At 47.1% G+C, this 25,790-nt stretch carries 23 protein-coding genes and 2 tRNA genes; 11 read left to right on the top strand and 14 right to left on the bottom strand.

Going from position 1 to position 25,790, the window contains the following annotated elements; translation table 11 throughout:
• Nucleotides 1-42 precede the first annotated feature (42 nt).
• The 3 genes from OK023_RS07415 to ghrA all read right to left on the bottom strand — a co-directional run bounded on the left by OK023_RS07415 (nucleotide 43) and on the right by ghrA (nucleotide 2,587).
• Nucleotides 43-621: a molecular chaperone gene (locus tag OK023_RS07415; protein ID WP_317696441.1), complete on the bottom strand. Its 579-nt coding sequence runs from the start codon at nucleotides 619-621 to the stop codon at nucleotides 43-45.
• A 41-nt stretch (nucleotides 622-662) separates the two neighbouring features.
• Nucleotides 663-1,400 carry a phosphatase gene (locus OK023_RS07410; RefSeq protein ID WP_317696439.1) on the bottom strand — a complete coding sequence of 246 codons (738 nt, stop codon included), beginning with the start codon at nucleotides 1,398-1,400 and terminating at the stop codon, nucleotides 663-665.
• A 245-nt stretch (nucleotides 1,401-1,645) separates the two neighbouring features.
• Nucleotides 1,646-2,587 (bottom strand): glyoxylate/hydroxypyruvate reductase GhrA, encoded by a 942-nt coding sequence (ghrA, locus tag OK023_RS07405; RefSeq protein ID WP_317696437.1) that lies wholly within the window; start codon nucleotides 2,585-2,587, stop codon nucleotides 1,646-1,648.
• A 264-nt stretch (nucleotides 2,588-2,851) separates the two neighbouring features.
• On the opposite strand from ghrA, the gene OK023_RS07400 reads away from it, so the two are divergent.
• Both OK023_RS07400 and OK023_RS07395 read left to right on the top strand, forming a co-directional pair.
• Nucleotides 2,852-2,941: transfer RNA gene (locus OK023_RS07400), tRNA-Ser, on the top strand.
• A gap of 543 nt (nucleotides 2,942-3,484) precedes the next feature.
• Nucleotides 3,485-3,976: a DUF2501 domain-containing protein gene (locus OK023_RS07395; protein WP_317696433.1), complete on the top strand. Its 492-nt coding sequence runs from the start codon at nucleotides 3,485-3,487 to the stop codon at nucleotides 3,974-3,976.
• Nucleotides 3,977-4,166: 190 nt separating this feature from the next.
• Here the strand turns inward: OK023_RS07395 and OK023_RS07390 are convergent, their stop codons facing one another.
• The gene (locus OK023_RS07390; RefSeq protein ID WP_317696430.1) at nucleotides 4,167-5,561 is read right to left on the bottom strand and encodes a cytosine permease; all 1,395 of its coding nucleotides are present in this window, start codon (nucleotides 5,559-5,561) and stop codon (nucleotides 4,167-4,169) included.
• 210 nt (nucleotides 5,562-5,771) lie between these two features.
• Nucleotides 5,772-6,887, bottom strand: a complete 1,116-nt coding sequence (gene hisC / locus OK023_RS07385) for a histidinol-phosphate transaminase (protein ID WP_317696428.1) — start codon at nucleotides 6,885-6,887, stop codon at nucleotides 5,772-5,774.
• 914 nt (nucleotides 6,888-7,801) lie between these two features.
• On the opposite strand from hisC, the gene OK023_RS07380 reads away from it, so the two are divergent.
• Nucleotides 7,802-7,891 (top strand) — tRNA-Ser (locus OK023_RS07380).
• Between the two features lie 231 nt (nucleotides 7,892-8,122).
• On the opposite strand, the gene OK023_RS19165 is transcribed toward OK023_RS07380, so the two are convergent.
• Nucleotides 8,123-8,362 carry a hypothetical protein gene (locus tag OK023_RS19165; protein WP_411569410.1) on the bottom strand — a complete coding sequence of 80 codons (240 nt, stop codon included), beginning with the start codon at nucleotides 8,360-8,362 and terminating at the stop codon, nucleotides 8,123-8,125.
• Nucleotides 8,363-8,761: 399 nt separating this feature from the next.
• Here OK023_RS19165 and OK023_RS07375 point away from each other — a divergent pair, with 399 nt between their 5' ends.
• Nucleotides 8,762-9,490 (top strand): ankyrin repeat domain-containing protein, encoded by a 729-nt coding sequence (locus OK023_RS07375; RefSeq protein WP_317696423.1) that lies wholly within the window; start codon nucleotides 8,762-8,764, stop codon nucleotides 9,488-9,490.
• Nucleotides 9,491-9,678: 188 nt separating this feature from the next.
• Here the strand turns inward: OK023_RS07375 and kdsA are convergent, their stop codons facing one another.
• From kdsA to hemA, 6 genes are read right to left on the bottom strand one after another with little or no spacing between them, the layout of a single operon-like run.
• Entirely contained in the window at nucleotides 9,679-10,533 is an 855-nt protein-coding gene (gene kdsA, locus OK023_RS07370) for a 3-deoxy-8-phosphooctulonate synthase (protein WP_317696419.1), read from the bottom strand.
• 34 nt (nucleotides 10,534-10,567) lie between these two features.
• A complete protein-coding gene (gene sirB1, locus OK023_RS07365; RefSeq protein ID WP_317696414.1) occupies nucleotides 10,568-11,377 on the bottom strand; it encodes an invasion regulator SirB1 in 810 nt (269 codons plus the stop codon).
• Entirely contained in the window at nucleotides 11,374-11,772 is a 399-nt protein-coding gene (locus OK023_RS07360; RefSeq protein WP_317696411.1) for a SirB2 family protein, read from the bottom strand. The genes sirB1 and OK023_RS07360 overlap by 4 nt, the downstream gene beginning before the upstream one ends.
• Before the next feature lie 17 nt (nucleotides 11,773-11,789).
• Nucleotides 11,790-12,623 carry a peptide chain release factor N(5)-glutamine methyltransferase gene (prmC, locus tag OK023_RS07355; protein WP_317696409.1) on the bottom strand — a complete coding sequence of 278 codons (834 nt, stop codon included), beginning with the start codon at nucleotides 12,621-12,623 and terminating at the stop codon, nucleotides 11,790-11,792.
• Nucleotides 12,623-13,708: a peptide chain release factor 1 gene (gene prfA, locus OK023_RS07350; protein WP_317696406.1), complete on the bottom strand. Its 1,086-nt coding sequence runs from the start codon at nucleotides 13,706-13,708 to the stop codon at nucleotides 12,623-12,625. Before prfA ends, prmC begins: the two co-directional genes overlap by 1 nt.
• 38 nt (nucleotides 13,709-13,746) lie before the next feature.
• Nucleotides 13,747-15,003 carry a glutamyl-tRNA reductase gene (gene hemA / locus OK023_RS07345; protein WP_317696404.1) on the bottom strand — a complete coding sequence of 419 codons (1,257 nt, stop codon included), beginning with the start codon at nucleotides 15,001-15,003 and terminating at the stop codon, nucleotides 13,747-13,749.
• A 401-nt stretch (nucleotides 15,004-15,404) separates the two neighbouring features.
• Here hemA and lolB point away from each other — a divergent pair, with 401 nt between their 5' ends.
• The 3 genes from lolB (at nucleotide 15,405) to prs (ending at nucleotide 18,012) form a co-directional block, all read left to right on the top strand.
• The gene (lolB, locus tag OK023_RS07340) at nucleotides 15,405-16,028 is read left to right on the top strand and encodes a lipoprotein insertase outer membrane protein LolB (protein WP_317696402.1); all 624 of its coding nucleotides are present in this window, start codon (nucleotides 15,405-15,407) and stop codon (nucleotides 16,026-16,028) included.
• Entirely contained in the window at nucleotides 16,025-16,891 is an 867-nt protein-coding gene (gene ispE / locus OK023_RS07335; protein WP_317696399.1) for a 4-(cytidine 5'-diphospho)-2-C-methyl-D-erythritol kinase, read from the top strand. Before lolB ends, ispE begins: the two co-directional genes overlap by 4 nt.
• Before the next feature lie 173 nt (nucleotides 16,892-17,064).
• Nucleotides 17,065-18,012: a ribose-phosphate diphosphokinase gene (prs, locus tag OK023_RS07330; protein WP_317696396.1), complete on the top strand. Its 948-nt coding sequence runs from the start codon at nucleotides 17,065-17,067 to the stop codon at nucleotides 18,010-18,012.
• A 168-nt stretch (nucleotides 18,013-18,180) separates the two neighbouring features.
• Here prs and ychH read toward each other — a convergent pair whose 3' ends face one another.
• A complete protein-coding gene (ychH, locus tag OK023_RS07325; RefSeq protein ID WP_317696394.1) occupies nucleotides 18,181-18,459 on the bottom strand; it encodes a stress-induced protein YchH in 279 nt (92 codons plus the stop codon).
• A gap of 295 nt (nucleotides 18,460-18,754) precedes the next feature.
• On the opposite strand from ychH, the gene pth reads away from it, so the two are divergent.
• From pth to OK023_RS07310, 3 genes are all read left to right on the top strand, one after another.
• On the top strand, nucleotides 18,755-19,348 hold the full coding sequence (pth, locus tag OK023_RS07320; RefSeq protein ID WP_317696391.1) for an aminoacyl-tRNA hydrolase: 594 nt from the start codon (nucleotides 18,755-18,757) through the stop codon (nucleotides 19,346-19,348).
• Between the two features lie 404 nt (nucleotides 19,349-19,752).
• The gene (ychF, locus tag OK023_RS07315) at nucleotides 19,753-20,844 is read left to right on the top strand and encodes a redox-regulated ATPase YchF (RefSeq protein ID WP_317696388.1); all 1,092 of its coding nucleotides are present in this window, start codon (nucleotides 19,753-19,755) and stop codon (nucleotides 20,842-20,844) included.
• Nucleotides 20,845-21,159: 315 nt separating this feature from the next.
• Nucleotides 21,160-22,695 (top strand): SpoVR family protein, encoded by a 1,536-nt coding sequence (locus tag OK023_RS07310; protein WP_317696384.1) that lies wholly within the window; start codon nucleotides 21,160-21,162, stop codon nucleotides 22,693-22,695.
• A 49-nt stretch (nucleotides 22,696-22,744) separates the two neighbouring features.
• Here OK023_RS07310 and fadR read toward each other — a convergent pair whose 3' ends face one another.
• Nucleotides 22,745-23,464 carry a fatty acid metabolism transcriptional regulator FadR gene (fadR, locus tag OK023_RS07305; RefSeq protein WP_317696382.1) on the bottom strand — a complete coding sequence of 240 codons (720 nt, stop codon included), beginning with the start codon at nucleotides 23,462-23,464 and terminating at the stop codon, nucleotides 22,745-22,747.
• Between the two features lie 620 nt (nucleotides 23,465-24,084).
• On the opposite strand from fadR, the gene nhaB reads away from it, so the two are divergent.
• A complete protein-coding gene (gene nhaB / locus OK023_RS07300; protein ID WP_317696378.1) occupies nucleotides 24,085-25,668 on the top strand; it encodes a sodium/proton antiporter NhaB in 1,584 nt (527 codons plus the stop codon).
• Nucleotides 25,669-25,790 lie beyond the last annotated feature (122 nt).

Here is a 25,790-nt window from a genome sequence, read left to right as displayed (position 1 = left end):
TCCTTCAGGGCGCAGTTTTGCATCAACTGCGCCCCTATCACACTACTCGTCTTCGCCCGGTTCTTCTTCCTGCTGCTCATATTCAGCCAGCTCATCACGCATTGTAGCAATCGCCTCACGGGTCAGTACAGCCAAAGTCCGATAGAAACTGTTGGTTGCATGCGCTTCAACCTTACCCAGAAAACGCGCGCACCACGGCAGTAAAAACTCATCAAACAAGGTGATTTGTGCCTGTGTCTCGTCTTCTTGCGATTGATCTTCCAGCCAAGAGGCCGCTAGCAGTAACAAACCAAAGTGATCGACCGGAGGTTCGCCCAAAGGCATGCCACGTTGCTGCAGGAAAACGCGTACTTGCATCTCGTTTGCGTCTGCAATATAGGCCGAACGGAACGGTGAAACACTACATTCACTGCCAACAAACAGCGCATTGAAATCAGTGGCTAATAAATGGGCATCACAATGCTGTTGTAGACGAGTCAGTAATTCATCCTGTTCCAGCGGCCAATGCTGCTTAAGTTTTCCCTCTGTGATCAGGGTCAAAAGTGGTACCAGTAACGGATCCTGCGGCTGGCGATAAAAAAGAGTACCCAACACCCGGCAAACAACAGAAAACTCATTCATGATAACGCCCTATACAAGACAAAAAATTTTCCGCGACGATGTCACAGAACGGCCAACTCCGCAATCGCGGGCTTACCGCGCTGCTCAAGAAAGTCCAGTATGCGGCGCGGTGACTCGTTCAGGATACGCGCTGACGGAAAAGCAACGTCCTCAATAATACGTTCACAGTGTTCAAAACCGCCAAGAGAAAAAGCCACGTGCGAATCAGAGCCAAGAGCCAACCATCCTCCCGCATCACGTACCGCAGCCGCTATAGCGCGACAATTCTCTTCACTTCCCTTGCGCGAATGGCTAAAGGAGGAGTTATTGAGCTCCAACGCGACGTCATACTGCGCCGCTGCCGCCGCTACCGCAGGGATGTCGATAGGATACTTCGGGTTGCCAGGATGACTGATGATATGAACGTCCCCCTGTGCCATAGCGGCAATCATCGCTTCAGTGTTAGCGGCTTTGCCTTGAGGCGCAAAAACCGGCTCATGAAATCCAGCAATGATCAGGTCAATTTCATTGAGCATTGGGCCGGTACAGTCAATATCACCGGCTAGGTTTTTGATATTAGCTTCAATACCACGCAGGATACCAACCCCATCCACCAGACGCGGCCAGACACGCATATTCATAAAGTGCCAGTAATGCGGCGCATCTGCCATATCAGGCCCATGGTCAGTGATTGCAAACAGCGTTATGCCTTTGCGCTTTGCTTCAGCGATATAGTCGTGCAGAGTACTATAGGCATGGCTACTGGCAACGGTATGCATATGTAAATCAACAGGATACATTTATCTTCCTTCTTTAAACGTCCACCAGGATCACTAGACTGTGTCCCTTATGCCTTGCCGTCGCAAACGCAAAAGCCTGTCATCAAGGCGGATGGCTTTTGGGGTGTCCCCTTGGGGCTGCGAGCATTTTAGCGCATTGCTAGGTTGTTAGCCGCTTATTTGCACCACCAAACTGTGTGACTCATGCATGACTCTGAGCACCAATGGCCGCCACCCCCCCCCTCACGTACGGTTAATGAAATCATCTAGTAGCCGCGTTGGATATCCACCAGTCCAGTCGGTGACTTTCCGCCTTCAATAGCCAGAATATTCGCACTGACCTGATCCATCGCCTGTTCAGGTAAAGTAACAGCAGCAATATGTGGCGTCATGGTGACACGGGGATGAAGCCAGAATGCATGGGGTTGCGGTAGTGGTTCTTTAACGAACACATCAAGCGTCGCTGCTGCAATTTGCCCTTGCTCCAGCATCAGCAGCAGATCGTCTTCCACCAGATGCGTTCCACGAGCCAGATTAATCAAATAGGCCCCCGGCACCAGACGGGTAAACAAGCGCCGATTTAGAATACCGACCGTTTCCGGCGTATTCGGCAACAGATTGATCAATAGACGTGTCCCATCAAGAAACGCGATTAGCTGTTCCTTTCCAGCAAAACTTTGTACGCCTGCGATATTTTTGTGGCTGCGGCTCCAGCAACGCACGTTAAAGCCAAACTCCACCAGTTTTTGGGCCACACCTCCTCCCAACACCCCAGCCCCTAGAATGCCGACCGTAAAATTGCCTTGTTGATGGGGTTCTAATGGTAACCACTCTTGTTTCTGCTGCTGTAATTGGTACTCATCAAAACGGCGGAAATAGCGTAAAACGCATGCCAGCGCATATTCCTTCATCTGTTGCACCATGCCAGTATCCTCTAGCCTGAGCAACGGAACTCCGGCAGGCAAAGTCCCTGGGTGTTGACGCTCCTGCTCCAAGACGCCATCAACCCCTGCTCCCAAGACAAACACACCTTTCAGATCACGCCGATTTGCCAGCATTTCATGAGGCTGGCGCCACACGAGTGCATAATCAGCAGGACGATCGTCTCCCGGCTTCCATGCCCTGAGGTTGGCTTGCGGCAGGCGTTGAGCCATTCCCGTCAACCAATCCTGCACGTCAAAATACGGATGATAGAAAATGATGTTCATTGTTGGCTTCCTTTGGATTTGTATGTGTCTTTTCCCACTTTATTTGTCGACTCAAGCATAAAACTAGATTTACCTGTTTGCGTTCGGCTAATGGCAACGTTTAACACCATCGCGCACCGCTAAAGCAATATTCGTCTGTCAAATCAGCAGATTGTTGTCATTTTGGCTTAACAGACTTGCTTATAGAAGAAGAGTATTGACGTTGGCATTCGACTCTCCTACATTAGCCCCATTAACAGCATAGAGCGCTGTTAATGGCAAAACGGTGAGGTGTCTGAGTGGCTGAAGGAGCACGCCTGGAAAGTGTGTATACGTGAAAGCGTATCGAGGGTTCGAACCCCTCCCTCACCGCCAAATTTAACAAAAGCCTGAGTTAACGTCCAAATGCGGCAAGTTGAATCTTCAATGTGATAACCAAGGGCTGTGTTGCGGGTCTCAGTTAATGAAACTCTCGTCAGTTTACACTCCCTCTGATAAGCCAAAATTGTACGCAATCATCAACCCCAACAGCTTTACTCGTCATAGTTCAAACTATATGTGTGTTGACTTTCCTCGCTCACTCGAGTCCCTTGCATAAGTAAATTCCTGGGGATTCGCTGCGTTGCCACCTTCATGCAACTCGAATTATTTAGAGTATATAAGTCTATTTATTCCCTCCGCCTCCTCAAACTTTTAATAAATTTGTTTTTTTATTTTTTGGTATGGTAGTTTCTCTCTATTGTCCTATCTTTATGAAGCACACGATGTACAGGTAGTCGTCTTCAGCGTCGACGGCAATCAATCCGAAAACTGTTTGGCTGTACGAGAAAAGGAAATTGTCGGAATACGCAATATTGAAGGCTATGATTTAAGCAGCAACAATACCATTCATTTTGAAGATACAGGAGATTTACCTTTATGAGCACGACACATCGCTTATTGCTAGCATTAACCATGGGCACTGTCATGGTTGCAAGTACTGTTCAGGCTGCTGGGTTGATGGATTCTATCAACAGCGCGGCCGGTCAGTTAAGCAAATCAGGTGGCGGCGCGAGCGGTGAAAGTATGTCACTGTCTTCACTCACTGGGTTGTTAAACGGTGGTGAAAAGGCCCTTAGCGCGGGTAACATGAACAACGCTGCAGGTATCTTGCAATACTGTGTGAAAAATAACATCCTTTCTGGGGGTGACGCGGCGGCGGTGAAGGATAAGTTACTTGATAAACTGGATACCGCTAACCCAGCTAGTGCAAAAAGCGCAGATTTTCAGCAAGGCATTGACGGTTTGCTGAGTACAGGTGACGGTAAAAAATTGGATCTGAATAGCTTAGGGAATTCAGAAATTACCGAGAAAGTGAAACAGAAAGCTTGCGATTTGGCGCTTAAGCAGGGTAAATCCTTTATTTTCTGATCCACTTTACAAGTGGTACATGCAACTTCAGTAACATATGTACCCTAAGCGCTATGCTACTAATGATAAACGAGCACCCATGGTGCTCGTTTGAGCGCAAGACTAAAGCAAGACTAAATAACCGCGCTTAATACCGCTTCACTGTAAGCTTCAGGTAGGTGGGAATAATGCGTGCGGCAAACATCGCTGCTTAATGACTGTTTTCTAGCGATCGCAATACGTTAGCCTTCTGATGACCAAAAACAGAGTAAAGCGTAGCCGGAACGATTAACCCCACTATCCATGAAATATCAGTACCTAACCAAGTATATATCGGCCCTGTGTAGAGTGTGGTTGAAATAAATGGAATTTGAATTAAAACACCTAAAAAATAAATACTGATACCAAAAAAATTCCAACGCCCATAGCATCCATCAGGGTCAAGTAATGAAGCATTATCATAATGCCCTTTAGATACAAAATAGAAGCTAGCTATGTTAATGGCCGCCCAAGGCGTAAAAAATGTCAGTAAAAAAAGCAAAAATGCTCTAAATGCCCTCAAAAAATCATCTTTAGCCAAAAATGCCAAACAGGTGGAAACGCCAACAATAAAAATCACAACAGCCAATCTCTGGTACTTATTATGGTTAATATTCCCCTTGAAGCCACTGATGATCGTGGTGAGGCACATAAGACTACCATAGGCGTTCAGGGTTGAAATAGTTACCTTTCCAAAAGCAATACTGAAATAAAGTAGCGCTGCCATAATACCGTTAGCCCCCAGACTAACGATATAACCAACCTCATTACCTGAAAACTGACTACCGGCCAGTGCCGCAGCAAATACGCCTAATACCATTGATATTTGTGAACCAATAACCGAACCTGACCAAATGGCAAAAAAAACTTTCGACGATGGCGTTTTACTAGGAAGGTAACGTGAATAGTCCGATGCATAAGGCGAAAATGAAATCTGCCATGATGCTGAAAGCGAAACAGCAATTAAAAATTTATCCCATTGAAAATGACGATTTTCTAATAATAGAGAGATATCATTTATCGTCAGTAAACGAATAAAAAGATAAGTGAAAGCGAGTATGCCAAGTACCGTCGCAACACGCCCTAAACGGTGAATCAAACGATAACCAATCATCGCAGAGATGATAACGATGGCGGCAAAGGTGAGAATACCCGCTGTGCTGCTAACATGGGCCAACTGTGAGATCGCCTGCCCAGCCAAAATAAGCCCTGTGGTATTAAACCCCATGTAAAGCGTACAAACCAATACAATAGGAATCGATGCGCCCAGTACGCCAAATTGTGCACGGCTGGTCACCATTTGAGGTAAACCGAGCTTTGGTCCTTGCATACCGTGCAGAGCCATTATGGCTCCGCCGATGACCTGGCCAAGCATTAACCCTATGATTGACCAGAATGCATCCCCACCAAGAACAACAGCAAGTGCACCTGTAACAATTGCCGTAATTTGCAAGTTAGCACCGAACCACAAAGTAAATTGGCTGAATGGCTTTCCATGTCTCTCATCTTCTGGAATAAAGTCAATTACTCGTGCTTCGATCAAAGGTGGTGTTTTTGGCGTAGTCATCAGGATCCTCGCTAAAATTAAGGCTACTCAAAAAAAGGCATTAACATTGGCATCATGTATTACCCTCAATTAACTGACATATACCCAAAATAATTCGAGTTGCATGTAGGCGGCAAGTCTGAGAGTCGCCAGGGGCATAGCTCACTCTGTGACGGGTGCGAACGGACGAAGCCAACACCCATGCAACTTGAAGAATGAAGGGTATACATCTTATTGGTGCAAAGCATTCTCTAACGCCTGAAGAAAAAGATTATTATCCTCACAGCTTCCAATCGAAACACGTAAAAATTGACGATATCCAGCCTCTGCCCAAGGTTTAGTAATAACTCCCTGTTGTAATAGCGATAAATTTACTGAATCCACGGCCAACGGACTAGAGAAAAAAATAAAGTTAGCTAGCGAAGGAATAGGCTGTAAGCCTAAATCTTGCTGCAAAACTTTATTTATTCGAGAGCGTTCACTACGCACATGTTGAATGCTGGCAATCAAATGTTCATTATCAGCCAGAGCCGCAGTAGCGGCAGCCTGCGCGCAACGATTGACATTAAACGGTGTACGTAGACGATCAATTAATTCTGCCAATGCAGGATCACTGGTTATACCATAACCAATACGCAAACCAGCTAGGGCATAAGCCTTTGAGAATGTTCTTAAGACGATATAATGACACTGACTTTTTTGCAGCATCTCCAAACAGTCTGGGTAATCTGCTTCACCGTTTGCGTATTCGAAGTAAGCTTCGTCAAAGACGAGCAAAGTATGTGGTGGCAAGTTATCAATAACATACTGTAACTCTGCACTATTAAGCGCAGAGCCGACAGGGTTGGACGGCGATGAAAACATTAATAAACGTGTGCGGGGCGTCATCGCAGCCATAAGAGCCTGAACATCAACGCGCATATCAGATCCCATAGGAACGCCTATTACTTCTGCTCCTGCTGCTTGTGGATAGATAATATGCAAGCCGAACGAGGGTAGAATAGTCACCACCTGATCGCCATGATCAAGAAATACCCGACAAATAATACTGAGTAAATCTTCAGAACCATTGCCAAAAACCAGATTTTTTCCATCAATAGCCAGTTTGTGCGCAAGAGCATTACGCAATATGCCGCAAGACTGGTTGGGATAAAGTGCAGCCTGGTGAGCTTCTGCTGTCAATGCAGCTAATGCCTTTGGTGAGATACCCAGTGGATTTTCATTGCTACCAAGCTTGGCGACCCGTAAAACGCCATGTCTTTCTTGTACGGCTTCAATTGACAGTCCAGCATTATATCCATTAAGGGCTTGTACTTCGGTTCGCGCAAAGGTGTTTGATGCATACATAGATAAGATCCTTTTTATTAAGTCGATGCCAGGCTGTGTCCCTTAACTGTCCGTGGTGCCGTCACAACCCCTACGGGCTGACGCCATTGGCGGGCAGTTAAGGGACACAGCCTAATGATGGCAGCACGACGAGACTGACGTTTCTATAGTGTGTATACCTCGACCGCCTATAATGGCTGGCTGCATAACTCATCCCCTATGCTGCAACTGCAACAGCGTTCAAATTAGTCTAAAACTCATTGATCATTTGTTGATCGTTCACCTGCATTTTGAAGCTAACGGGGTCTTATTCAAGCCAACAAAACGCGGTTACACATGAATTTTCTCTAACTGCTGTTTAACACATTTATTAACATATACCCGTATATACAGGATGGGACAAGATCCGGTCGAAACGCGCATTACTTTTCTCAGCAATAAAAAATTCACATAAATAATCATATTAATTATGCAGTTGAGATAATTCTGCTTTAGAAATAGATCTGCTGGTAGTTTTTTAACATGATTTTTTTTGAAAAATTAGAATTAAATCAGTATGTTTTTGTGTTTAATGTCACATTGTATTTACATTTATTTCACATTACCCGTCTTACTCAGTCCTAAATAGGGTTCTTAATACCGCAACACAGTTAGCTGCTTACAACCAGATTATTAGGCTGTGTCCCTCAATTGCACGGGAGCGCCGCTGACGGGCAGCCTAGCGTATAACTGCGTTACCTATGTGGCGTTTTGGTGCGGGATATAAAGTGACATCTACTACGTAAAAACCATCAAACAAATACAATTGCGCTTGAGTTTGCAGCAAAGTGGCCACAGCTTAACCACCTGCGTTAAAACTGCGAAAATATCCTTGACCAGTTAACTGACTCTCCCTATAGTAGCGCCCCGTTGCACTACGTAATACGCAACAAAACGGTGAGGTGTCTGAGTGGCTGAAGGAGCACGCCTGGAAAGTGTGTATACGCGAAAGTGTATCGAGGGTTCGAACCCCTCTCTCACCGCCATATATAAGCCCCATGCTTTTGATAAGCTTGGGGTTTTTTCTTTCTAGCGTTTTTGAGTATGCAATTCGCTTTTGCCTTCAGTTACTTTGCCTTGTCCCATGTTGGACGCCTGTCGAGTACACACTAAGACGTGTCCCTTAATTCAGTTTTTATACAAACCACTCACTCCATAGTCGTTGCGGAGTTTTACTCGATAGGAAAGCATAACCTACATCACTCCCACTTGTAGCACTAGCTGGAGGGCGGATCTCCTACCAAAGTTTCCAGTCGCCTATAATTTTCCTTTGTATTACATACATCAAACTGAAATTGATAAGCGCTCCCGTGCATATTCATCCCCGTTGTTATGTATTTACATCGGTCGTTTTTATAGCGTTCCCAAGATTTTTGCTCCACCTCGAATGCGGTCGTAAACTCTGCATCGCCTATTTTCGTTAAATCCTTTCTTATTTCTAATAGCCTGACCTTCAGTTTTTTTCTGAGTTATCAGCTATTCGCTTGGTACATTCCAATAACCCGTAATAGCCGTCTTCCTTCTTTATGTCCTGACACGCGCATTAAGCCATTCCCAACGCCAGCTTCAATAAGTGACAGGCTACACCAGGATCAGAAAAAGAGACGGGCTGGAGTGCTCATGCAGGATGTGATGCGTTTTTTATCTCTCTTGAAAATGATGAATTGTCAGCCGCGGAACAATTTTATCAGTTGGCCACCTAAATAACCGGCAGCACAACTGTTGTTAACTTCCCTACGCTAATTCGACAGAACCAATGGGAGGCATCACCGAAAAGGGAGAGTTCACTCGTCCTTTCGTTAGACGTATTTTCCATATATGTTAGTGTGTCATGCAATTAACAATAAGGATTTTACATGACAAAATCTATCATCTTGACCTCTTCCTTATTTGTATTGGCTTCATCAACATTAACGTCCAGTATATCGCTAGCTAACTCTCAGACTCAGGTCAGCACTGATTTCAGTGAGAGCAATCTGACTAAAATTAAGACTGCTGAAAGCAGTTTATTAATGAGTGCAGAAAAGGGAGATTTAAGCACCGTAAAATCCCTTTTAAAACAAAATATAAACGTAGATGTCCGTGATGAAAAGCAGCGTACTCCATTATTATTAGCCACTTGGAAAAATCATCCCGAAGTCGCGAAAGCGCTTATTGAAAGAGGTGCCGATGTTAATGCGAAAGATCAACAACAAGATAGTCCATATCTTGTTGCTGGCGCTGAAGGGCGTATCGATATTTTAAAAATGACACTTTCTCATGGTGCTGATCTCAACAGCACAAATCGCTATGGTGGTAATGCATTGATACCCGCGAGTGAAAAAGGTCACCCTGAAGCTGTTAGCTTACTCATCGCTGCTGGGATAGATGTTAATCATATTAATAATTTAGGATGGACAAGCCTATTGGAAGTGGCAATTTTAGGGAAAGATACAGCTGTTTATCAAGATATCGTTAAACAATTGATTACAGCTGGGGCTAACGTTAATGTGAAAGATAAAGGGGGAATAACAGCATTACAGCATGCCAAGAAAAGAGGGTTGGATAGCATAGTGACGTTATTAGAAAAAGCCGGTGCACAGTAATTTTTGGTAAGTGTTAATCACCCTGCATTACATTAACAGTTCTTCGGCATAGACTCGTTATATTTCAAGTTGTGGGTGTTTGCAACGTCGGCATTCCCTCCTAACGGAGAGAATGCCTCAAATATAAAGGTTAAATAAACTCACAGCACGATTCACGTGCAATTAAAGGACACCGCCCAGCGGTCAGCTTAATTACTGGTATCCAGCTCTGGGAAGCTTTTCACCAGTTCATCAATGGCTTTCATTTGTTTCAGGAACGGTTCCAGTTTGTCTAGAGGCAATGCCGAAGGACCATCGCACTTGGCACTGTTGGGTTCTGGATGAGCTTCAATAAACAGCCCTGCCAGCCCCACGGCCATACCGGCACGAGCCAATTCGGTCACCTGCGCGCGACGACCACCGGAAGCCGCACCGAAAGGATCACGGGTTTGCAATGCGTGGGTTACATCAAAGATCACGGGGTGACCGCCAGTGACATTTTTCATCACGTTAATTCCCAGCATGTCCACAACCAGATTGTCATAACCAAAGTTGCTACCGCGGTCACACAAGATAACCTGGTCGTTGCCACCTTCTTTGAATTTATCAACGATATTACCCATCTGACCAGGGCTGACAAACTGCGGTTTTTTGACGTTGATCACCGCACCAGTCTTGGCCATCGCTTCTACCAGATCGGTCTGCCGTGCCAAAAAAGCTGGCAACTGGATCACATCAACCACTTCAGAAACCGGTTGCGCTTGGGCCACTTCGTGCACATCGGTGATCACCTTAACACCAAAGGTACTTTTGATTTCCTGGAAGATTTTCATTCCTTCTTCCATACCAGGCCCACGATAGGAATGAATAGAAGAACGGTTGGCTTTATCAAAAGAGGCTTTGAAAACGTAAGGAATGCCCAGTTTTTGGGTCACTGTGACGTAGTGTTCGCAAATACGCATCGCCAAATCGCGTGACTCAAGCACGTTCATGCCGCCAAACAGCACAAACGGTAGATCGTTCGCTACGTTGATGTCACCAATGCTAACCACTTTCTGTTTCATGCTTTCGCCTTTAATAAAGATAAATCAAAATTAATTAATGCAGTGTGACCTGTTTCAGTTCAATGGCATGGATTTGAATTTTTATCACTTCACTGACCGGATCTTCCGGGCACTGCTCAACAAAATAGTTCAGATCGGAAATAGCAATATGGTTACACTCCAACTGAGCATAAATCAGCCCTCTGTCGCGGATCTCATAAGGATCATCCGGGTCAAAATTCAGCACTGTTTCACTGGTTCGCAGCGCTAATTCCATCTGCTTTTCTTCCATCAGCGTGGCTTTTAGGATGTCCAACATTTTGCGCACAACCAAAATGTTTTCTGATTCATCCAGATCGCCATCCTCCAGTTCGGCCCCTAACCCCAGATTACCTTTAAGCCAAACCTCTAATTGGTGCTCGTTCAACGTTTCGCCGTTCAGCGGGTTGATTAACCACATCTCTTCATCCAGCCAATCTCCGCGCAATATTAGCTGTGTTGGAAAAATCACCGGCATCAGCGGTAAATCGAGTTGATGGGCAATATGCAGAAAAATAGTTCCCAACGACACCGGAGTGCCTTGGCGAGATTCCAGCACTTTATCTAACCAGATAGCATCAGAAAGCCGGTAAACGCCGCTAGCCCCACCAAAACCCCAGGTTTTAAAGAATAATTCAATGAGAGCATCCAACCGTTCTTCTTGACTAAGCTCTTCCGGGATGGTGGTACGTGCTTCCTCTGACAGCAGATGCAGTTTGCGCTCCACATCAGCCACTGGGAAGTCGCGCCGTATAGCCTGCGATACCAAGATCACGCCTTCACTCAAGAGGGATGCGTTAAATTCAAAATCAGCAATGCTACTCATAAGTATCCCATCAAAAACGGTATTTTCGTCATGGCAAGTCTAATTATCAGATACAGGCAACCCAGAGCCAATACAAATGCCAAGGTACGTGTAGCCCAGTTTCGCGTTTTTTTGCCCAATGCGATATAGCCCAGCAGGATATAGATGATAACGCCAAACAATTTCTCGGTCAGCCAAGAGTTCATACCTAGGAGTGGATAAAGTTTGAGCATCACCACCAAGGCCGCACCACTGACCAACAACACGGTATCATTAACGTGCGGAGTTATCTTGACCCAACGTTTGTGCATCATTGGCGAGTCACGCCACTTCCAGAAGAAACGCACTATAAGTAATGTAATACTGATGGAAACCGTCAACAGATGGAGGTGTTTTAGTGCCATATAAGCGGCCATGGTAGCTTCCTTGTAGTTTATTGCGATTTTTGGCCCAGCGTTACACGTTCGTTTCCACCATAGTCTCGGTGGGTTTCAACCGCGTTAAATCCTGCTTCATTCAACAGCTTTCGCACATTCTCACCTTGTTGCCAGCCATGCTCAAGCAGCAACCAACCTTGAGGCAGTAAAAAATCAGGTGCCTGTTGCACTATTGTCGTCAAATCGGCCAACCCGCTCTCAGCAGCAACCAATGCACTACCGGGTTCAAACCGTACATCTCCCTGCTCCAAATGAAGGTCCACTTGATCGATATAGGGAGGATTGCTGACAATCATTGTGAATTTTTGCCCGACAACGGGCGTAAACCAGTCCCCTAGCTTGAATTGAGCATTGCCAATTGCCAATTTCTGCGCATTATGACGAGCCAATGCAACAGCATCAGCTTGCAGATCAATACCTATCACCTGGCAATCAGGCCGTTCACTGGCCAATGCCAAGGCAATCGCACCGGTACCGGTACCAAGATCCAGAATGGCACTGGAGATACCAGGCAAGCGGGCTAGAGCCAGCTCCACCAAGCATTCAGTATCTGGACGAGGGATCAAAGTAGCAGGAGAAACCGACAACGGAAGGGACCAGAATTCACGCTCCCCCACCAAATAAGCCACAGGCTCACCGCACTCACGGCGAGCCAGCAGAACATCGAGTTGTTCTATTTGTCTTTGTGTCAGGAGAGTCTCACCAAAACCCATCAGGAAAGTTCGGGTACGGCCAGTGACGTATCCCAGCAGGATCTCTGCATCACGTTTGCCACTTTCACTTTGTGAAAGGCGTGATGCAGCTTGTTTCAGCCAGGTTTGATAATCCATTACTCAAGCTCTGCAGACAGCGCCGCCAACTGGTCGGCCTGGTATTCCTGCACAATGGGTTGGATCAACATATCCAATTTCCCTTCCATTACTTCGTCCAAACGATAAAGCGTCAGGTTTATCCGGTGATCGGTAACCCGCCCTTGCGGGAAATTATAGGTGCGATTACGGTCAGAACGGTCACCACTACCTAACAGGTTACGGCGCGTAGAGGCCTCTTCCTGTTGCCGCTTCGCCATCTCAGCGGCACGGATACGCGCCCCCAGAACTGACATCGCCTTGGCTTTATTCTTGTGCTGCGAACGTTCATCCTGACACTCAACGACAATACCCGTAGGCAAGTGGGTGATGCGGATTGCTGAGTCAGTGGTATTAACGTGCTGCCCACCTGCCCCTGATGAACGGAATGTGTCGATCTTAAGATCGCCCGGATTGATATCCGGCATTTCGGCTTCGGGCACTTCCGGCATCACAGCCACTGTGCAAGCCGAAGTGTGAATTCGCCCCTGAGATTCGGTTTCCGGCACGCGCTGCACGCGGTGCCCACCAGATTCAAATTTCAGCTGACCGTAAACACCTTCACCAGAAACCTTGGCAATCACCTCTTTGTAACCACCGTGTTCGCCTTCGTTGGCACTCATTATCTCAACGCGCCAACGGCGCGCTTCTGCATAACGGCTGTACATGCGAAAGAGATCACCTGCGAAAATAGCCGCTTCATCACCGCCGGTTCCTGCCCGCACCTCCAGGAAGCAGCCACGCTCATCGTCAGGGTCCTTTGGCAGCAGCAAGACTTGCAGTTGTTGTTCCAGTTCTTCTGTCGCCGCTTTGGACTCTTTAAGCTCTTCTTGCGCCATTTCACGCATTTCGGGGTCATCCAACATCATTTCGGCTGTCGCAATGTCTTCCTGAACTCGACGCCATTCCAGAAAACAGCGACTAACATCTGACAACTGAGCATATTCGCGCGACAAAGCGCGAAACCGATCCTGATCGGCAATAACACCAGCGTCGCCGAGTAACGCCTGAACTTCCTCATGGCGCTCTTGTAACGCTTCCAGTTTGGCAACAATAGAAGACTTCATGCGTGGTTTTAAACCCTGTCAGTAAAAGATAACTAATGCTAATCCAGCCCGAGGCTGTCGCGTAATATGTTTAACCGCTCCGTGTCACCATCGCCGGCGGCTTGCTGGAGGGATTTGGTAGGGGCATGAATAAGACGATTGGTTAGTTTGTAAGCCAGCTCATGGATCACCTGCTCCACATTTGCACCTTGCGCAATAGCCGCAATCGCTTTCGATTCCATTTCCGCGCGGATCTCGTCGGCTTGGGAACGGTAGTCCCTAATGATTTCTGTCGCGCCCTGTGCACGCAACCATGTCATGAAATTACTGCTTTCCTGCTGGACAATCGATTCAGCCTGCACTGCTGCCGCTTTGCGTTGCGCCAGATTACTCTGAATAATCGCATGCAAATCGTCCACACTGTACAAATAGGCGTTCGCCAGTTTACCCACCTCAGGTTCTATATCGCGTGGAACGGCAATATCCACAAACAACATGGGTTGGTTGCGTCGCGCTTTCAATGCACGTTCTACCATACCCTTACCAATGATCGGTAATGGGCTGGCTGTTGAACTGATAATAATATCTGCATCAGCCAAGCGTTCGTCGATCTCAGTTAGCGTGATCACTTCTGCCGCCACCTCTTTGGCCAGCAATTGAGCACGTTCACGGGTTCGGTTGGCAATGATCATGTGCTGCACTTTGTGCTCTCGCAGGTGACGTGCCACCAATTCAATCGTTTCCCCAGCACCCACCAGCAAAACGTTCAATTCAGAGAGAGATTCGAAAATCTGACGGGCTAACGTACAGGCGGCAAAAGCGACAGAGACTGCACTGGCACCGATTTCAGTTTCGGTACGAACACGCTTGGCTACGGAGAAAGATTTTTGAAACAGGCGCTCCAGCTCAGCAGAAAGTGACTGGCCACGTCGTGATTCGGCAAAGGCTTTCTTAACCTGACCGAGGATTTGAGGCTCCCCCAAAACCAGGGAATCCAACCCACTAGCAACGCGCATCAGATGGCTTACAGCATCATTACCGTGGTGCCAATAGAGGCTCTTACTGACTTCTTCCGGGCGCAAACGATGGTAATCACATAACCAGGCAATCAGCCGTTCACGGATATGCTCCTGCTGCTCAACGCTAAGATACAGCTCGGTTCGGTTACAGGTCGACAACACTACACCACCCTGCACCATGGGTTGTTGGAGCAAGCTATTAAGTGCTTTATCGATCGACTCAGGAGAGAAGGTTACCCGTTCTCGCAGAGAAACCGGAGCAGTTTTGTGATTAATGCCTAACGCAAGAAGGGTCATTGCTTCGAGTAATACTTCTCTTGGTACGGGTTCCCATTGATCGGCATTCTACTTGATGCGCGGGATCAATAAAAGTAACAACGGCATGTTCCACACAATCACTGATATAGTTATACCCAATTGACTCCAAGACACAGGTAGCCAGCAGCCGACAAACCAAAGGGTGGAGATCGCTCAATGGGTTGAGCCAGTACCCAATCTGCCAGTATCAGACTTGAACGCTACTGTCAGCGGCCCCAATAACTTGGTCAACACATCTGCGACTTGAAAGATGAAAGTATATTTTCTTGATGTTATCTGTTGAATTACATTATTGACGTTGCAGCTTTCCCCCGCTAGCGTGAGCGCTGAAAAAGTTTTCTCTGAACGTGCTCGTAAGGACAAAAGGACAAAAAAAAGTTATGCCAACCCGCAATGTAAATTTGCTTCGCCTTATCCCTTTGGCCAGCCTGGTACTGACTGCGTGTACCCTCAATAAACCGAGTGGCCCTGCAACCAGTCCGACCTCGCCGCAGTGGCGTGCTCACGAACAGGCGGTACAACAGGTTGAACAGTATCAGGCGCGGGGTGTCTTTGCCTATCTGTCCGATGAGAAGAAAGTTTCTGCCCGCTTCTTCTGGCAACAATTCGCACCCGAGCGTTACCGCCTTCTGCTGATCAACCCATTTGGTAGCACTGAGTTGGAATTGAACGTGCAAAAAAGCGTGGTGCATCTTACCGATAACCAAGGCAAGCGCTATGTCAGCAACGACCCACAGCTAATGATCCAAAAACTGACTGGAATGGCGATCCCACTGAATAATCTGCGCCAGTGGATGCTCGGCCTACCCGGTGATGCCACCGATTTCACTCTTGATGATCGCTATCGTCTAAGCAAACTGACCTACCAGCAAGATAATTTGACCTGGACAGTCACCTTTCAGGATTACAATACCGACCTGATGCCCCCCTTGCCCAGCCGTCTTGAGCTGCAACAGGGTAACCAGCGCATCAAACTAAAAATGGATAACTGGACGCTTAAATGACCCACCAGTGGCCCGCACCGGCAAAACTTAATCTGTTTCTTTATATCACAGGCCGTCGCGCAGACGGTTACCACCAGCTACAAACGCTTTTCCAATTCCTGGATTACGGCGATACACTCACCATCCATCCTCGTCAGGATAATAGTATCCAGTTATTGACCCCGGTCGACGGCGTGCCTGATGAGCAGAACCTGATTGTACGGGCCGCCCATCTGTTGCAACGCTACTGCTCAGAACACGGGATTGTTACGCTTTCTCGCGGCGCGAACATCAGCATAGAGAAACGCTTACCAATGGGCGGCGGCCTCGGGGGTGGCTCATCAAACGCAGCAACGGTGCTGATAGCACTGAACGAACTTTGGCAATGTGGCCTGAGTGACGATAAACTGGCAGAAATGGGGCTGACACTCGGTGCAGACGTTCCGGTATTTATCCGTGGGCACGCAGCCTTTGCTGAAGGGATCGGTGAGAAGTTGCAACCGGCCAATCCAGCAGAAAAGTGGTATTTAGTGGCTCACCCTGGCATCAGCATCCCCACACCCATGATTTTTGCTGATAAAGAATTAAAAAGAGATACCCCTATTCGCCCACTGAGTGCGTTGCTACAGGCCACTTACGCAAATGATTGCGAACCAATCGCAAGAAAACGTTTTCGCGAGGTTGAACAGCTTCTTTCATGGCTGTTACAATACGCGCCGTCACGCCTTACTGGTACAGGTGCTTGTGTGTTTGCTGAATTCGACTCCGAGCCCGCTGCCCTTGAGGTGTTAAATCAAGCCCCGTCGTGGTTGCGAGGTTTTGTAGCGCGAGGCGTTAACGTCTCTCCACTACATCGCATACGTTCTGGGCAGTTTGAGCCGTAACTCAACGTTTCGCTGTATAGGACCATTCACATCTGGCCCTGACATCTCTGCGCTGCCTGCGGTTCAATTTAGTTTTACATACCCGTATGTATATTGCTTCGGCGTAGCCAACTGCCCCTTGGTGAAGGCCGTATGACAATATCTTCTCTGGACGCATGCCTGAGGTTCTTCTCGTGCCTGATATGAAGCTTTTTGCTGGTAACGCCACCCCGGAACTAGCACAACGTATTGCCAACCGTTTGTACACCAGCCTTGGTGACGCCGCTGTAGGTCGTTTTAGCGACGGCGAAGTGAGCGTGCAAATCAACGAAAATGTACGCGGCGGTGATATTTTCATCATCCAGTCCACCTGTGCACCCACCAACGACAACTTGATGGAACTGGTTGTTATGGTTGATGCCCTGCGTCGCGCCTCCGCAGGCCGTATTACTGCTGTTATCCCTTACTTCGGTTATGCTCGTCAGGATCGCCGTGTACGTTCTGCACGTGTGCCAATCACTGCGAAAGTTGTTGCCGACTTCCTCTCCAGCGTAGGGGTTGACCGCGTATTGACAGTAGACCTGCATGCTGAGCAGATCCAAGGCTTCTTCGATGTACCGGTAGATAACGTGTTCGGTAGCCCGATCCTACTGGAAGACATGCTGCAACAGAATCTGGTAAACCCGATTGTGGTTTCTCCCGATATCGGCGGCGTGGTCCGCGCTCGCGCTATTGCAAAACTGCTTAACGACACCGACATGGCTATCATTGATAAACGTCGCCCCCGTGCAAACGTTTCTCAGGTGATGCATATCATAGGTGATGTCGCAGGTCGTGATTGTGTGTTGGTCGATGACATGATCGATACCGGGGGTACTTTGTGTAAAGCGGCGGAAGCGCTGAAAGAACGCGGTGCCCTACGCGTGTTTGCTTACGCAACGCATCCGATTTTTTCTGGTAATGCGGTGGAAAACATCAAACACTCGGTCATTGATGAAGTGATCGTCTGTGACACCGTTCCATTATCACCGGAAATCAAAGCGCTGAAAAACGTTCGCACTCTGACGTTGTCAGGTATGCTGGCTGAAGCCATCCGCCGTATCAGCAATGAAGAGTCAATCTCTGCAATGTTTGAACACTAATTTTCCTGACTGGTGCAGTTAACCACAGCTTACGCTTTACCAGGTTGTGTAACTTAACATAGCAGTAAAATAGAAAACCCGTTGAAGCATAAGCAACAACGGGTTTTTTACTCATAATCGGACATAACCTCGAACCTCAATGCACTTTATTTATCCTACCTTCAGTCATCAATGTGATGAGCGATACGGGTTTTTCTGGCAACGTTTATCAAAGTGTTTAACCCACCAGTAACGATCCGCAACCTGTTCACGTCCGCCAATACGTGCGCCAAGAAGCCAAAGCAAGGCGCCAATAAAAATACTCATAATGGCTCCGTGAGCAAAAAACTGTGGCAAATTAAACTGTGATACTTCAGCCAGAACGGAGTATCCGACACCACCAACCATGGCTACCATCCCCAACCCCATTAAAACGTTGCCGACCAAACCTGCATTTTTCCGCTTCATAAATCCCCCAGAATACTTAAGCAAAAATCGAAAACATGCGACTTGTTAGCCCGCTCTATTTAAGTTAAGTATAGGCACTTACACTGTATGGGTATTGAGCAGGCGATCACAAATGGTGAATAAATACTGACAAATCTTTACAGCCAGCTAAAGTTTTGCGCGCTAATTAAAAAGTTTTTTTAATCTATTTGAAGTTTTCGGTCAAAAAATCCCGTGAGCGTTGTTTTTTGTCATTCCGTTCGTCGGCAGGTAAACTAGCCCCCTTTTTATTACATTGACCAAAGTGAATCTCCCTGTGAGCAGTATAAAATTGATTGTTGGCTTAGCAAATCCAGGCGCAGAGTATGCCCAAACGAGGCATAATGCTGGCGCATGGTATGTTGACCTGCTGGCACAGCGCTACAACCAGCCATTGAAGGAAGAAAGTAAGTTCTTCGGTTATACAGCACGTCTTAATTTGGCTGGCCACGATGTCCGACTGTTGGTTCCTACCACATTTATGAACTTGAGCGGCAAGGCCGTCGCAGCCATGGCAACCTTTTACCGTATCCTGCCGGAAGAGATTCTGGTCGCTCACGATGAACTGGATCTGCTCCCCGGCATCGCTAAACTCAAACTGGGGGGAAGTAACGGGGGGCATAACGGTTTGAAGGACATACAGAGTAAGCTAGGAAATACGCCTAACTTTTACCGTTTACGGATTGGCATTGGTCACCCAGGTGACAGAAATAAAGTAGTGGGTTTTGTGTTAGGCAAACCACCAGCCGCAGAACAAACGTTGATTGATGCTGCCATTGATGAATCATTACGTTGCACAGAGATTTTGTTAACGGATGGCATGATAAAAGCCATGAACCGCTTGCATGTCTTCAGAGCAGGTACTGATTGATAAATGAAGCGAGTTGACAGCCGCCACTGGCTCACCCGCTTTTCGTATCGAATAGAATCGGTAGAAGCTTATGGTACTCGTATGATTAGCCATTTCCCTTATACCTTCACCTTGAGGCAAGTTCTCGCCCCTACAGACCATTAAGAGACAGCGCATCAATAAGCCCGCTACAGGTTAAGCTTCCTGCCGCTGGTATGCTGAAGAACGCAGACTCGCCTGCCTCTGCCAAAAGGAGGTAAAATTACAAGTGTCGACATCGAAAGAAGCATACTACGAAGCACTGCCCAGCATAGGCAGATCGAGATAATCGCTCGTTCCGTGTATAATGGCGGCATAATTTTGCCATTTATGCAGTAGGTCAACAGTAACCTGCTGATAGTTAAAATATTTAAGGTGACATAAATATGGGATTTAAATGCGGTATCGTCGGCCTGCCTAACGTTGGCAAATCCACCCTGTTTAACGCATTGACTAAAGCGGGCATCGAAGCGGCCAACTTCCCGTTTTGCACGATTGAACCTAATACCGGTGTAGTCCCGATGCCCGATTCACGCTTGGATCAGTTGGCCGCCATCGTCAAACCTCAACGTATTTTGCCTACCACGATGGAGTTTGTTGACATTGCCGGGTTGGTAAAAGGTGCATCCAAAGGTGAAGGCCTCGGTAACCAGTTTCTAACTAACATTCGTGAAACTGAAGCTATCGGACACGTGGTTCGTTGCTTTGAGAACGATAATATTATCCACGTAAATAATAAAGTGGACCCGGCAGAAGACATTGAAGTGATCAACACCGAGTTGGCATTGTCTGATCTTGAGACTTGCGAACGCGCTATACATCGTGTGCAGAAGAAAGCCAAAGGCGGCGATAAAGATGCCAAAGCTGAACTCGCCGCACTGGAGAAATGCCTGCCGCAGTTGGAGAATGCCGGCATGCTTCGTGCGCTGGATCTCACCGCAGAAGATAAAGCCGCGATCCGTTACTTGAGCTTCCTGACACTGAAACCTACGATGTATATCGCTAACGTCAACGAAGACGGTTTCGAGAATAATCCCTATTTAGACAAAGTACGTGAGATTGCCGCCGCAGAAGGTTCCGTCGTGGTCGCGGTTTGTGCTGCCGTAGAGTCTGATATTGCGGAGTTGGAAGATGAGGATCGCGCAGAATTCATGGCTGAAATGGGATTGGAAGAGCCCGGTTTGAACCGTGTGATCCGTGCTGGTTATGAATTACTGAATCTGCAAACCTACTTCACCGCTGGTGTGAAAGAAGTCCGCGCCTGGACAATCCCTGTTGGTGCTACCGCCCCACAAGCGGCTGGTAAAATTCACACTGACTTCGAAAAAGGCTTTATCCGCGCACAAACTATCGCTTTTGAAGACTTCATCACCTACAAGGGTGAACAAGGCGCTAAAGAAGCCGGGAAAATGCGTTCAGAAGGCAAAGATTATATCGTTAAAGATGGCGATGTAATGAACTTCCTGTTTAACGTCTAAATAAAATCTGTTGTCTCATGAGGTTTCATTAAGTCTCATGAAAACCACAAAAACCTATAAAATCCACGCTATTGCGTGGATTTTTCGTTTTAACGTCTGTCAGATAAAATCGTAGAAGCTCGATTAAAATTGATCACACAAGTGAGTATACAATCAGCAAATCTGCGTTACGCCCCAAAAATCATGCCGCCGATCGGATTTTCACGGCAATTTTTTCGATGTGCAGATGATTTCAAACGATTTATTGCGACTTGAACTATCATTGTTAAAGGGTCTGCCAAATGAGCAAGGCCTTTAAATAATGAGGGTGCGCTGATGACTACTTCGACACAAAAAAAGGTTAAGGAAGATAAACGTCTGAGTGATGGGCCAGACTGGACATTTGATCTGCTGCACGTCTATCTGGAGCAGATCGATCGGGTTGCCAAACATTATCGGCTTAATACCTATCCGCATCAGATCGAGGTGATAACCTCTGAACAGATGATGGATGCCTATTCCAGCGTAGGGATGCCGATTAACTATACGCATTGGTCGTTCGGCAAAAAGTTTATTGAAACCGAACAACGTTACAAACAAGGTCAACAAGGTTTGGCCTATGAAATTGTTATCAACTCTAACCCCTGCATTGCTTATCTGATGGAAGAAAACACCATCACCATGCAAGCACTGGTTATGGCCCATGCCTGTTATGGGCACAACTCGTTTTTCAAAAATAACTACTTATTTCGCAGTTGGACAGATGCCAGTTCTATCGTCGATTACCTGCTATTTGCACGCCACTACATCAGCCAATGCGAAGAACGCTATGGCGTTGAGGAAGTCGAAAAACTGCTGGACTCTTGCCACGCGCTGATGAATTACGGCGTTGATCGTTACAAGCGCCCACAAAAAATCTCACTGGTGGAAGAGAAAGCACGCCAGAAAAACCGTGAGGAGTATCTGCAAAGCCAGGTTAACTCACTGTGGAAAACGCTACCGCGTATTGCCCGCGAAGAGTTACCGGAAAAAGCATTACGCTATCCACGCGAACCGCAGGAAAATATTCTCTACTTTATGGAGAAAAACGCACCGCTGCTAGAACCATGGCAACGTGAGGTTCTGCGCATCGTACGAAAGGTGAGTCAGTACTTCTATCCGCAAAAACAAACGCAGGTGATGAACGAAGGATGGGCAACCTTCTGGCACTACACCATCCTTAATCATCTTTATGACGAAGGGCGGGTGACAGATCGCTTCATGCTTGAGTTCTTGCACAGCCACACAAATGTGGTCTATCAGCCCCCGTATAACAGCCCCTATTACAGTGGTATTAACCCCTATGCATTAGGCTTTGCCATGTTCCAGGACATTAAACGGATTTGCCAATCTCCAACTGAAGAAGATCGTTACTGGTTCCCGGATATTGCAGGTAAGGACTGGTTAGATACTCTGCATTTCGCGATGCGGGATTTCAAAGATGAAAGCTTCATCAGCCAGTTCCTGTCACCCAAGGTAATGCGCGATTTCCGTTTATTCACCGTATTGGATGACGACCGCAAAAACTACTTGGAGATTTCGGCTATCCATAATGAAGCGGGATACCGTGCAATACGTCAAGAGCTGTCTTCACAGTACAACCTGAGCAACCATGAACCTAATATACAGATTTGGAATGTTGACTTACGCGGCGACCGCTCGTTAACACTACGCTATATTCCGCAGGATCGCGCACCGTTGGACAAAAGCCGCAAAGAGGTGATGAAACACTTGCATCGTCTGTGGGGGTTCGACATTGTTCTAGAACAACAAAACGAAGATGGCAGCATCGAATTGCTGGATCGTTGCCCTGCAAGAGCCACTTCGCTTTAATATCCAGGGGCGCTTTGCGCCCCTTTCTTTTGCTGATATAGCGAAACAGCTACCGCCGAGCCTCTGTTAGGTCGCTTGGCATTGTGCCTTTCATACTGTGCCAGATAGCACCACTCTCTTTGCCGTAGTTACGTACACAATCCATCACTTGGTCGTACATCTTTTCGTGGCACAGGCTAGATAACTTATTGTAGAAGTTGAGAGCCAGCTTGCGCGCCTCAGGGTTAGAGAAGTAATAACGCCCAACGCGGGTATAAAGCCCTTTCAAACCATTCAGGATCAGCCCGTAAATTGGGTTGCCCGAGGCAAACGCCAGACCACGGAAAATCTCATAGTCAAGATGGTTGAATGCGTCGGCCTTATCCTCAACCTGTGCTGCTTTTGCCAGAATATCTTGTGCTTGCTGTGGATGATTACGCACAGCAGCACGGATAAAGATTGACGCAATATTCGTGCGCACAGAAAGGAGATTATCGATCAGTTGCGGCACACTATTGTGATCGAGTCGAGCAAGCGTCTCCAGGATATTAAGGCCTGACGTTTCCCAAAAATTATTTACTTTAGTGGGTTTACCATGTTGGATAGTCAGCCAGCCATCACGAGCCAATCTCTGTAAAACCTCACGTAACGTGGTGCGAGTAACGCCGATAAGCTCTGAAAGTTCACGTTCCGCGGGCAAAATAGAGCCAGGGGGGAAGCGATTATTCCAAATACTTTCGATAATGTATTCTTCCGCAAAACCGGCAGGACTCTGCGCCTTTATAACCATGTGTTTGATGTTCCGTAGCGACGATAATCAGTAATAGTAATCGGCTGATCATACCAGATCGCTATTGCATCACATAGCACGAGCGAAGAACATTAAATCAAATTGTGTATAAACTGACAAAAAATGTGCGATGGTTCTGCCTCTGCCAAATTTGATTTGACAAAACCGGGGTTGACTCGATTATACCCGCAGCTATCGCTCATTAGCTCTGCTGACAAGTTTTGCCATACCCACTCTAGGCTCTGTGTCCCTTAACTGTACGCGAGCGCCGCTGGCGGTCATTTGCACGCAGAGCAAGGCGTCAGCCACGAGGCTGGGTGGACCTAATAAGCGGCGAACAACGCAGCTATACACGCCAATGGCGTCAGCCCGTAGGGTCGCGCCCCAAAAAGCCCATTCTCTGTGTTGTCGGGCTTGAACAGAGAGCCACTTTGCCCTTCATCCTCCGCCTTGATAATGGGCTTTCGGGTCTGCGACGGCACCACGGACAGTTAAGGGACACAGCCTAATACAAATAACACCTGGGTTGCTGCGATGTTGAGGCTCCCTTGCCACTTACCCGCAACTTGAAGTACCGTGGCTTATGACGCAGTAACTTATTCTAAGGTTTATCAAAAAGTATGGTTATGACACTACGTTCAGCACTGATGAAAAATTTTCTCGGCGCATCTCCAGATTGGTACAAATTAATCATCATCAGTTTTCTGGTGATCAATCCGTTGGTCTTTTTTTTAGTCAGCCCTTTCGTGGCTGGGTGGTTATTAGTCGCCGAATTTATCTTCACATTGGCGATGGCACTAAAGTGTTACCCATTGCAACCTGGCGGATTATTGGCTATTGAAGCCATACTGATTGGCATGACCAGCCCGGCTCATGTCAGTGAGGAAATTGCCAATAATCTGGAAGTGTTGCTGTTGTTGGTATTTATGGTCGCGGGCATTTATTTCATGAAGCAGTTGCTATTATTTGTTTTTACCAAGCTCCTGCTTAATATCCACTCAAAAATGCTGTTATCGCTGGCTTTCTGCAGCGTGGCAGCATTACTCTCAGCGTTCCTGGATGCCCTGACTGTGGTAGCAGTGGTGATTAGCGTTTGCACGGGTTTTTACTCGATTTATCACAATGTAATGTCCAACAAAGCGGGTGAGGATAGCGACCTCAGCGATGACAGTGGCTTTGAAAACCCGGATAAAAAACAGACGTTAGAACAGTTTCGCGCTTTCTTGCGAAGCCTCTTGATGCATGCGGGCATCGGTACGGCTTTGGGGGGCGTAATGACCATGGTGGGTGAACCACAGAATCTGATCATCGCCAAAAGTGCCGGATGGGGATTTGTTGATTTCTTCCTGCGAATGGCGCCTGTAACGCTACCTGTATTTGTTTGCGGGCTTCTTGTCTGTGTGCTCGTTGAGCATTTCTCTGTATTTGGCTACGGTACAAAACTACCTGATCGCGTTCGTAAAGTACTAAAAGAGTACGATAGTAAAGCGACCGAAAAACGTAGCCGTCAGGAGAAAGTAAAGTTGGCCGTGCAGGCAATAATTGGCCTTTGGCTGGTTATTGCGCTTGCCTTCCACTTGGCAGAAGTTGGCCTGATTGGCTTGTCTGTCATCATTTTGGCCACTGCTCTATGCGGGATCACGGATGAACACGCTATTGGTAAGGCGTTTCAAGAAGCCTTACCCTTCACAGCATTGTTGACCGTCTTCTTTACTATCGTTGCAGTGATTATTGAACAGCACTTGTTCACTCCAGTGATCCAGTTTGTGTTGCTAACGTCCCCCTCTGCCCAACTGCCCCTCTTTTACCTGTTTAACGGTTTGCTCTCTTCCATTTCTGACAACGTTTTTGTTGGCACCGTTTATATTAACGAAACACGCGCGGCATTAGAAAACGGTTCAATTTCGCTAAAACAGTTCGAGATGCTGGCAGTGGCAATCAACACAGGTACTAACTTGCCTTCAGTCGCCACACCAAACGGCCAGGCTGCCTTTTTGTTTTTGCTAACCTCAGCACTTGCGCCGCTGGTTCGCATGTCATACGGACGCATGGTCTGGATGGCTTTACCTTACACATTAGTGCTCACCGTAGTTGGGTTGTTATGTGTTCAGCATGTATTGGCTCCCGCCACCGATTGGTTGACACAATGGCAGTGGTTAACGCTTCCATCACTTGACGTAGGGGCATTAACCACTGCACATTAAGCGCCATGACCATTCCCGCTGAGGTGATATTTTTCACTGAAATGGTGTTCTGATTGCTGGCAGCGGGGACGAATTGGTTTACACTGCCGGTTCAATTGCTTACTGCATGGAAGAATATATTT

Source organism: Serratia sp. UGAL515B_01, assembly GCF_033095805.1.
Classification (GTDB): Bacteria; Pseudomonadota; Gammaproteobacteria; order Enterobacterales; family Enterobacteriaceae; genus Chania.
Note: the sequence above shows the minus strand (reverse complement) of the source record. Positions and strands in the feature narration are given on the sequence as shown.

Bases quoted from the DNA above. Each gene is read 5' to 3' on its own strand.
- OK023_RS07415 (WP_317696441.1), bottom strand. From the start codon at position 621: ATGAATGAGTTTTCTGTTGTTTGCCGGGTGTTGGGTACTCTTTTTTAT.
- OK023_RS07410 (WP_317696439.1), bottom strand. From the start codon at position 1,400: ATGTATCCTGTTGATTTACATATGCATACCGTTGCCAGTAGCCATGCC.
- ghrA (WP_317696437.1), bottom strand. From the start codon at position 2,587: ATGAACATCATTTTCTATCATCCGTATTTTGACGTGCAGGATTGGTTG.
- OK023_RS07395 (WP_317696433.1), top strand. From the start codon at position 3,485: ATGAGCACGACACATCGCTTATTGCTAGCATTAACCATGGGCACTGTC.
- OK023_RS07390 (WP_317696430.1), bottom strand. From the start codon at position 5,561: ATGACTACGCCAAAAACACCACCTTTGATCGAAGCACGAGTAATTGAC.
- hisC (WP_317696428.1), bottom strand. From the start codon at position 6,887: ATGTATGCATCAAACACCTTTGCGCGAACCGAAGTACAAGCCCTTAAT.
- OK023_RS07375 (WP_317696423.1), top strand. From the start codon at position 8,762: ATGACAAAATCTATCATCTTGACCTCTTCCTTATTTGTATTGGCTTCA.
- kdsA (WP_317696419.1), bottom strand. From the start codon at position 10,533: ATGAAACAGAAAGTGGTTAGCATTGGTGACATCAACGTAGCGAACGAT.
- sirB1 (WP_317696414.1), bottom strand. From the start codon at position 11,377: ATGAGTAGCATTGCTGATTTTGAATTTAACGCATCCCTCTTGAGTGAA.
- OK023_RS07360 (WP_317696411.1), bottom strand. From the start codon at position 11,772: ATGGCCGCTTATATGGCACTAAAACACCTCCATCTGTTGACGGTTTCC.
- prmC (WP_317696409.1), bottom strand. From the start codon at position 12,623: ATGGATTATCAAACCTGGCTGAAACAAGCTGCATCACGCCTTTCACAA.
- prfA (WP_317696406.1), bottom strand. From the start codon at position 13,708: ATGAAGTCTTCTATTGTTGCCAAACTGGAAGCGTTACAAGAGCGCCAT.
- hemA (WP_317696404.1), bottom strand. From the start codon at position 15,003: ATGACCCTTCTTGCGTTAGGCATTAATCACAAAACTGCTCCGGTTTCT.
- lolB (WP_317696402.1), top strand. From the start codon at position 15,405: ATGCCAACCCGCAATGTAAATTTGCTTCGCCTTATCCCTTTGGCCAGC.
- ispE (WP_317696399.1), top strand. From the start codon at position 16,025: ATGACCCACCAGTGGCCCGCACCGGCAAAACTTAATCTGTTTCTTTAT.
- ychH (WP_317696394.1), bottom strand. From the start codon at position 18,459: ATGAAGCGGAAAAATGCAGGTTTGGTCGGCAACGTTTTAATGGGGTTG.
- ychF (WP_317696388.1), top strand. From the start codon at position 19,753: ATGGGATTTAAATGCGGTATCGTCGGCCTGCCTAACGTTGGCAAATCC.
- OK023_RS07310 (WP_317696384.1), top strand. From the start codon at position 21,160: ATGACTACTTCGACACAAAAAAAGGTTAAGGAAGATAAACGTCTGAGT.
- fadR (WP_317696382.1), bottom strand. From the start codon at position 23,464: ATGGTTATAAAGGCGCAGAGTCCTGCCGGTTTTGCGGAAGAATACATT.
- nhaB (WP_317696378.1), top strand. From the start codon at position 24,085: ATGGTTATGACACTACGTTCAGCACTGATGAAAAATTTTCTCGGCGCA.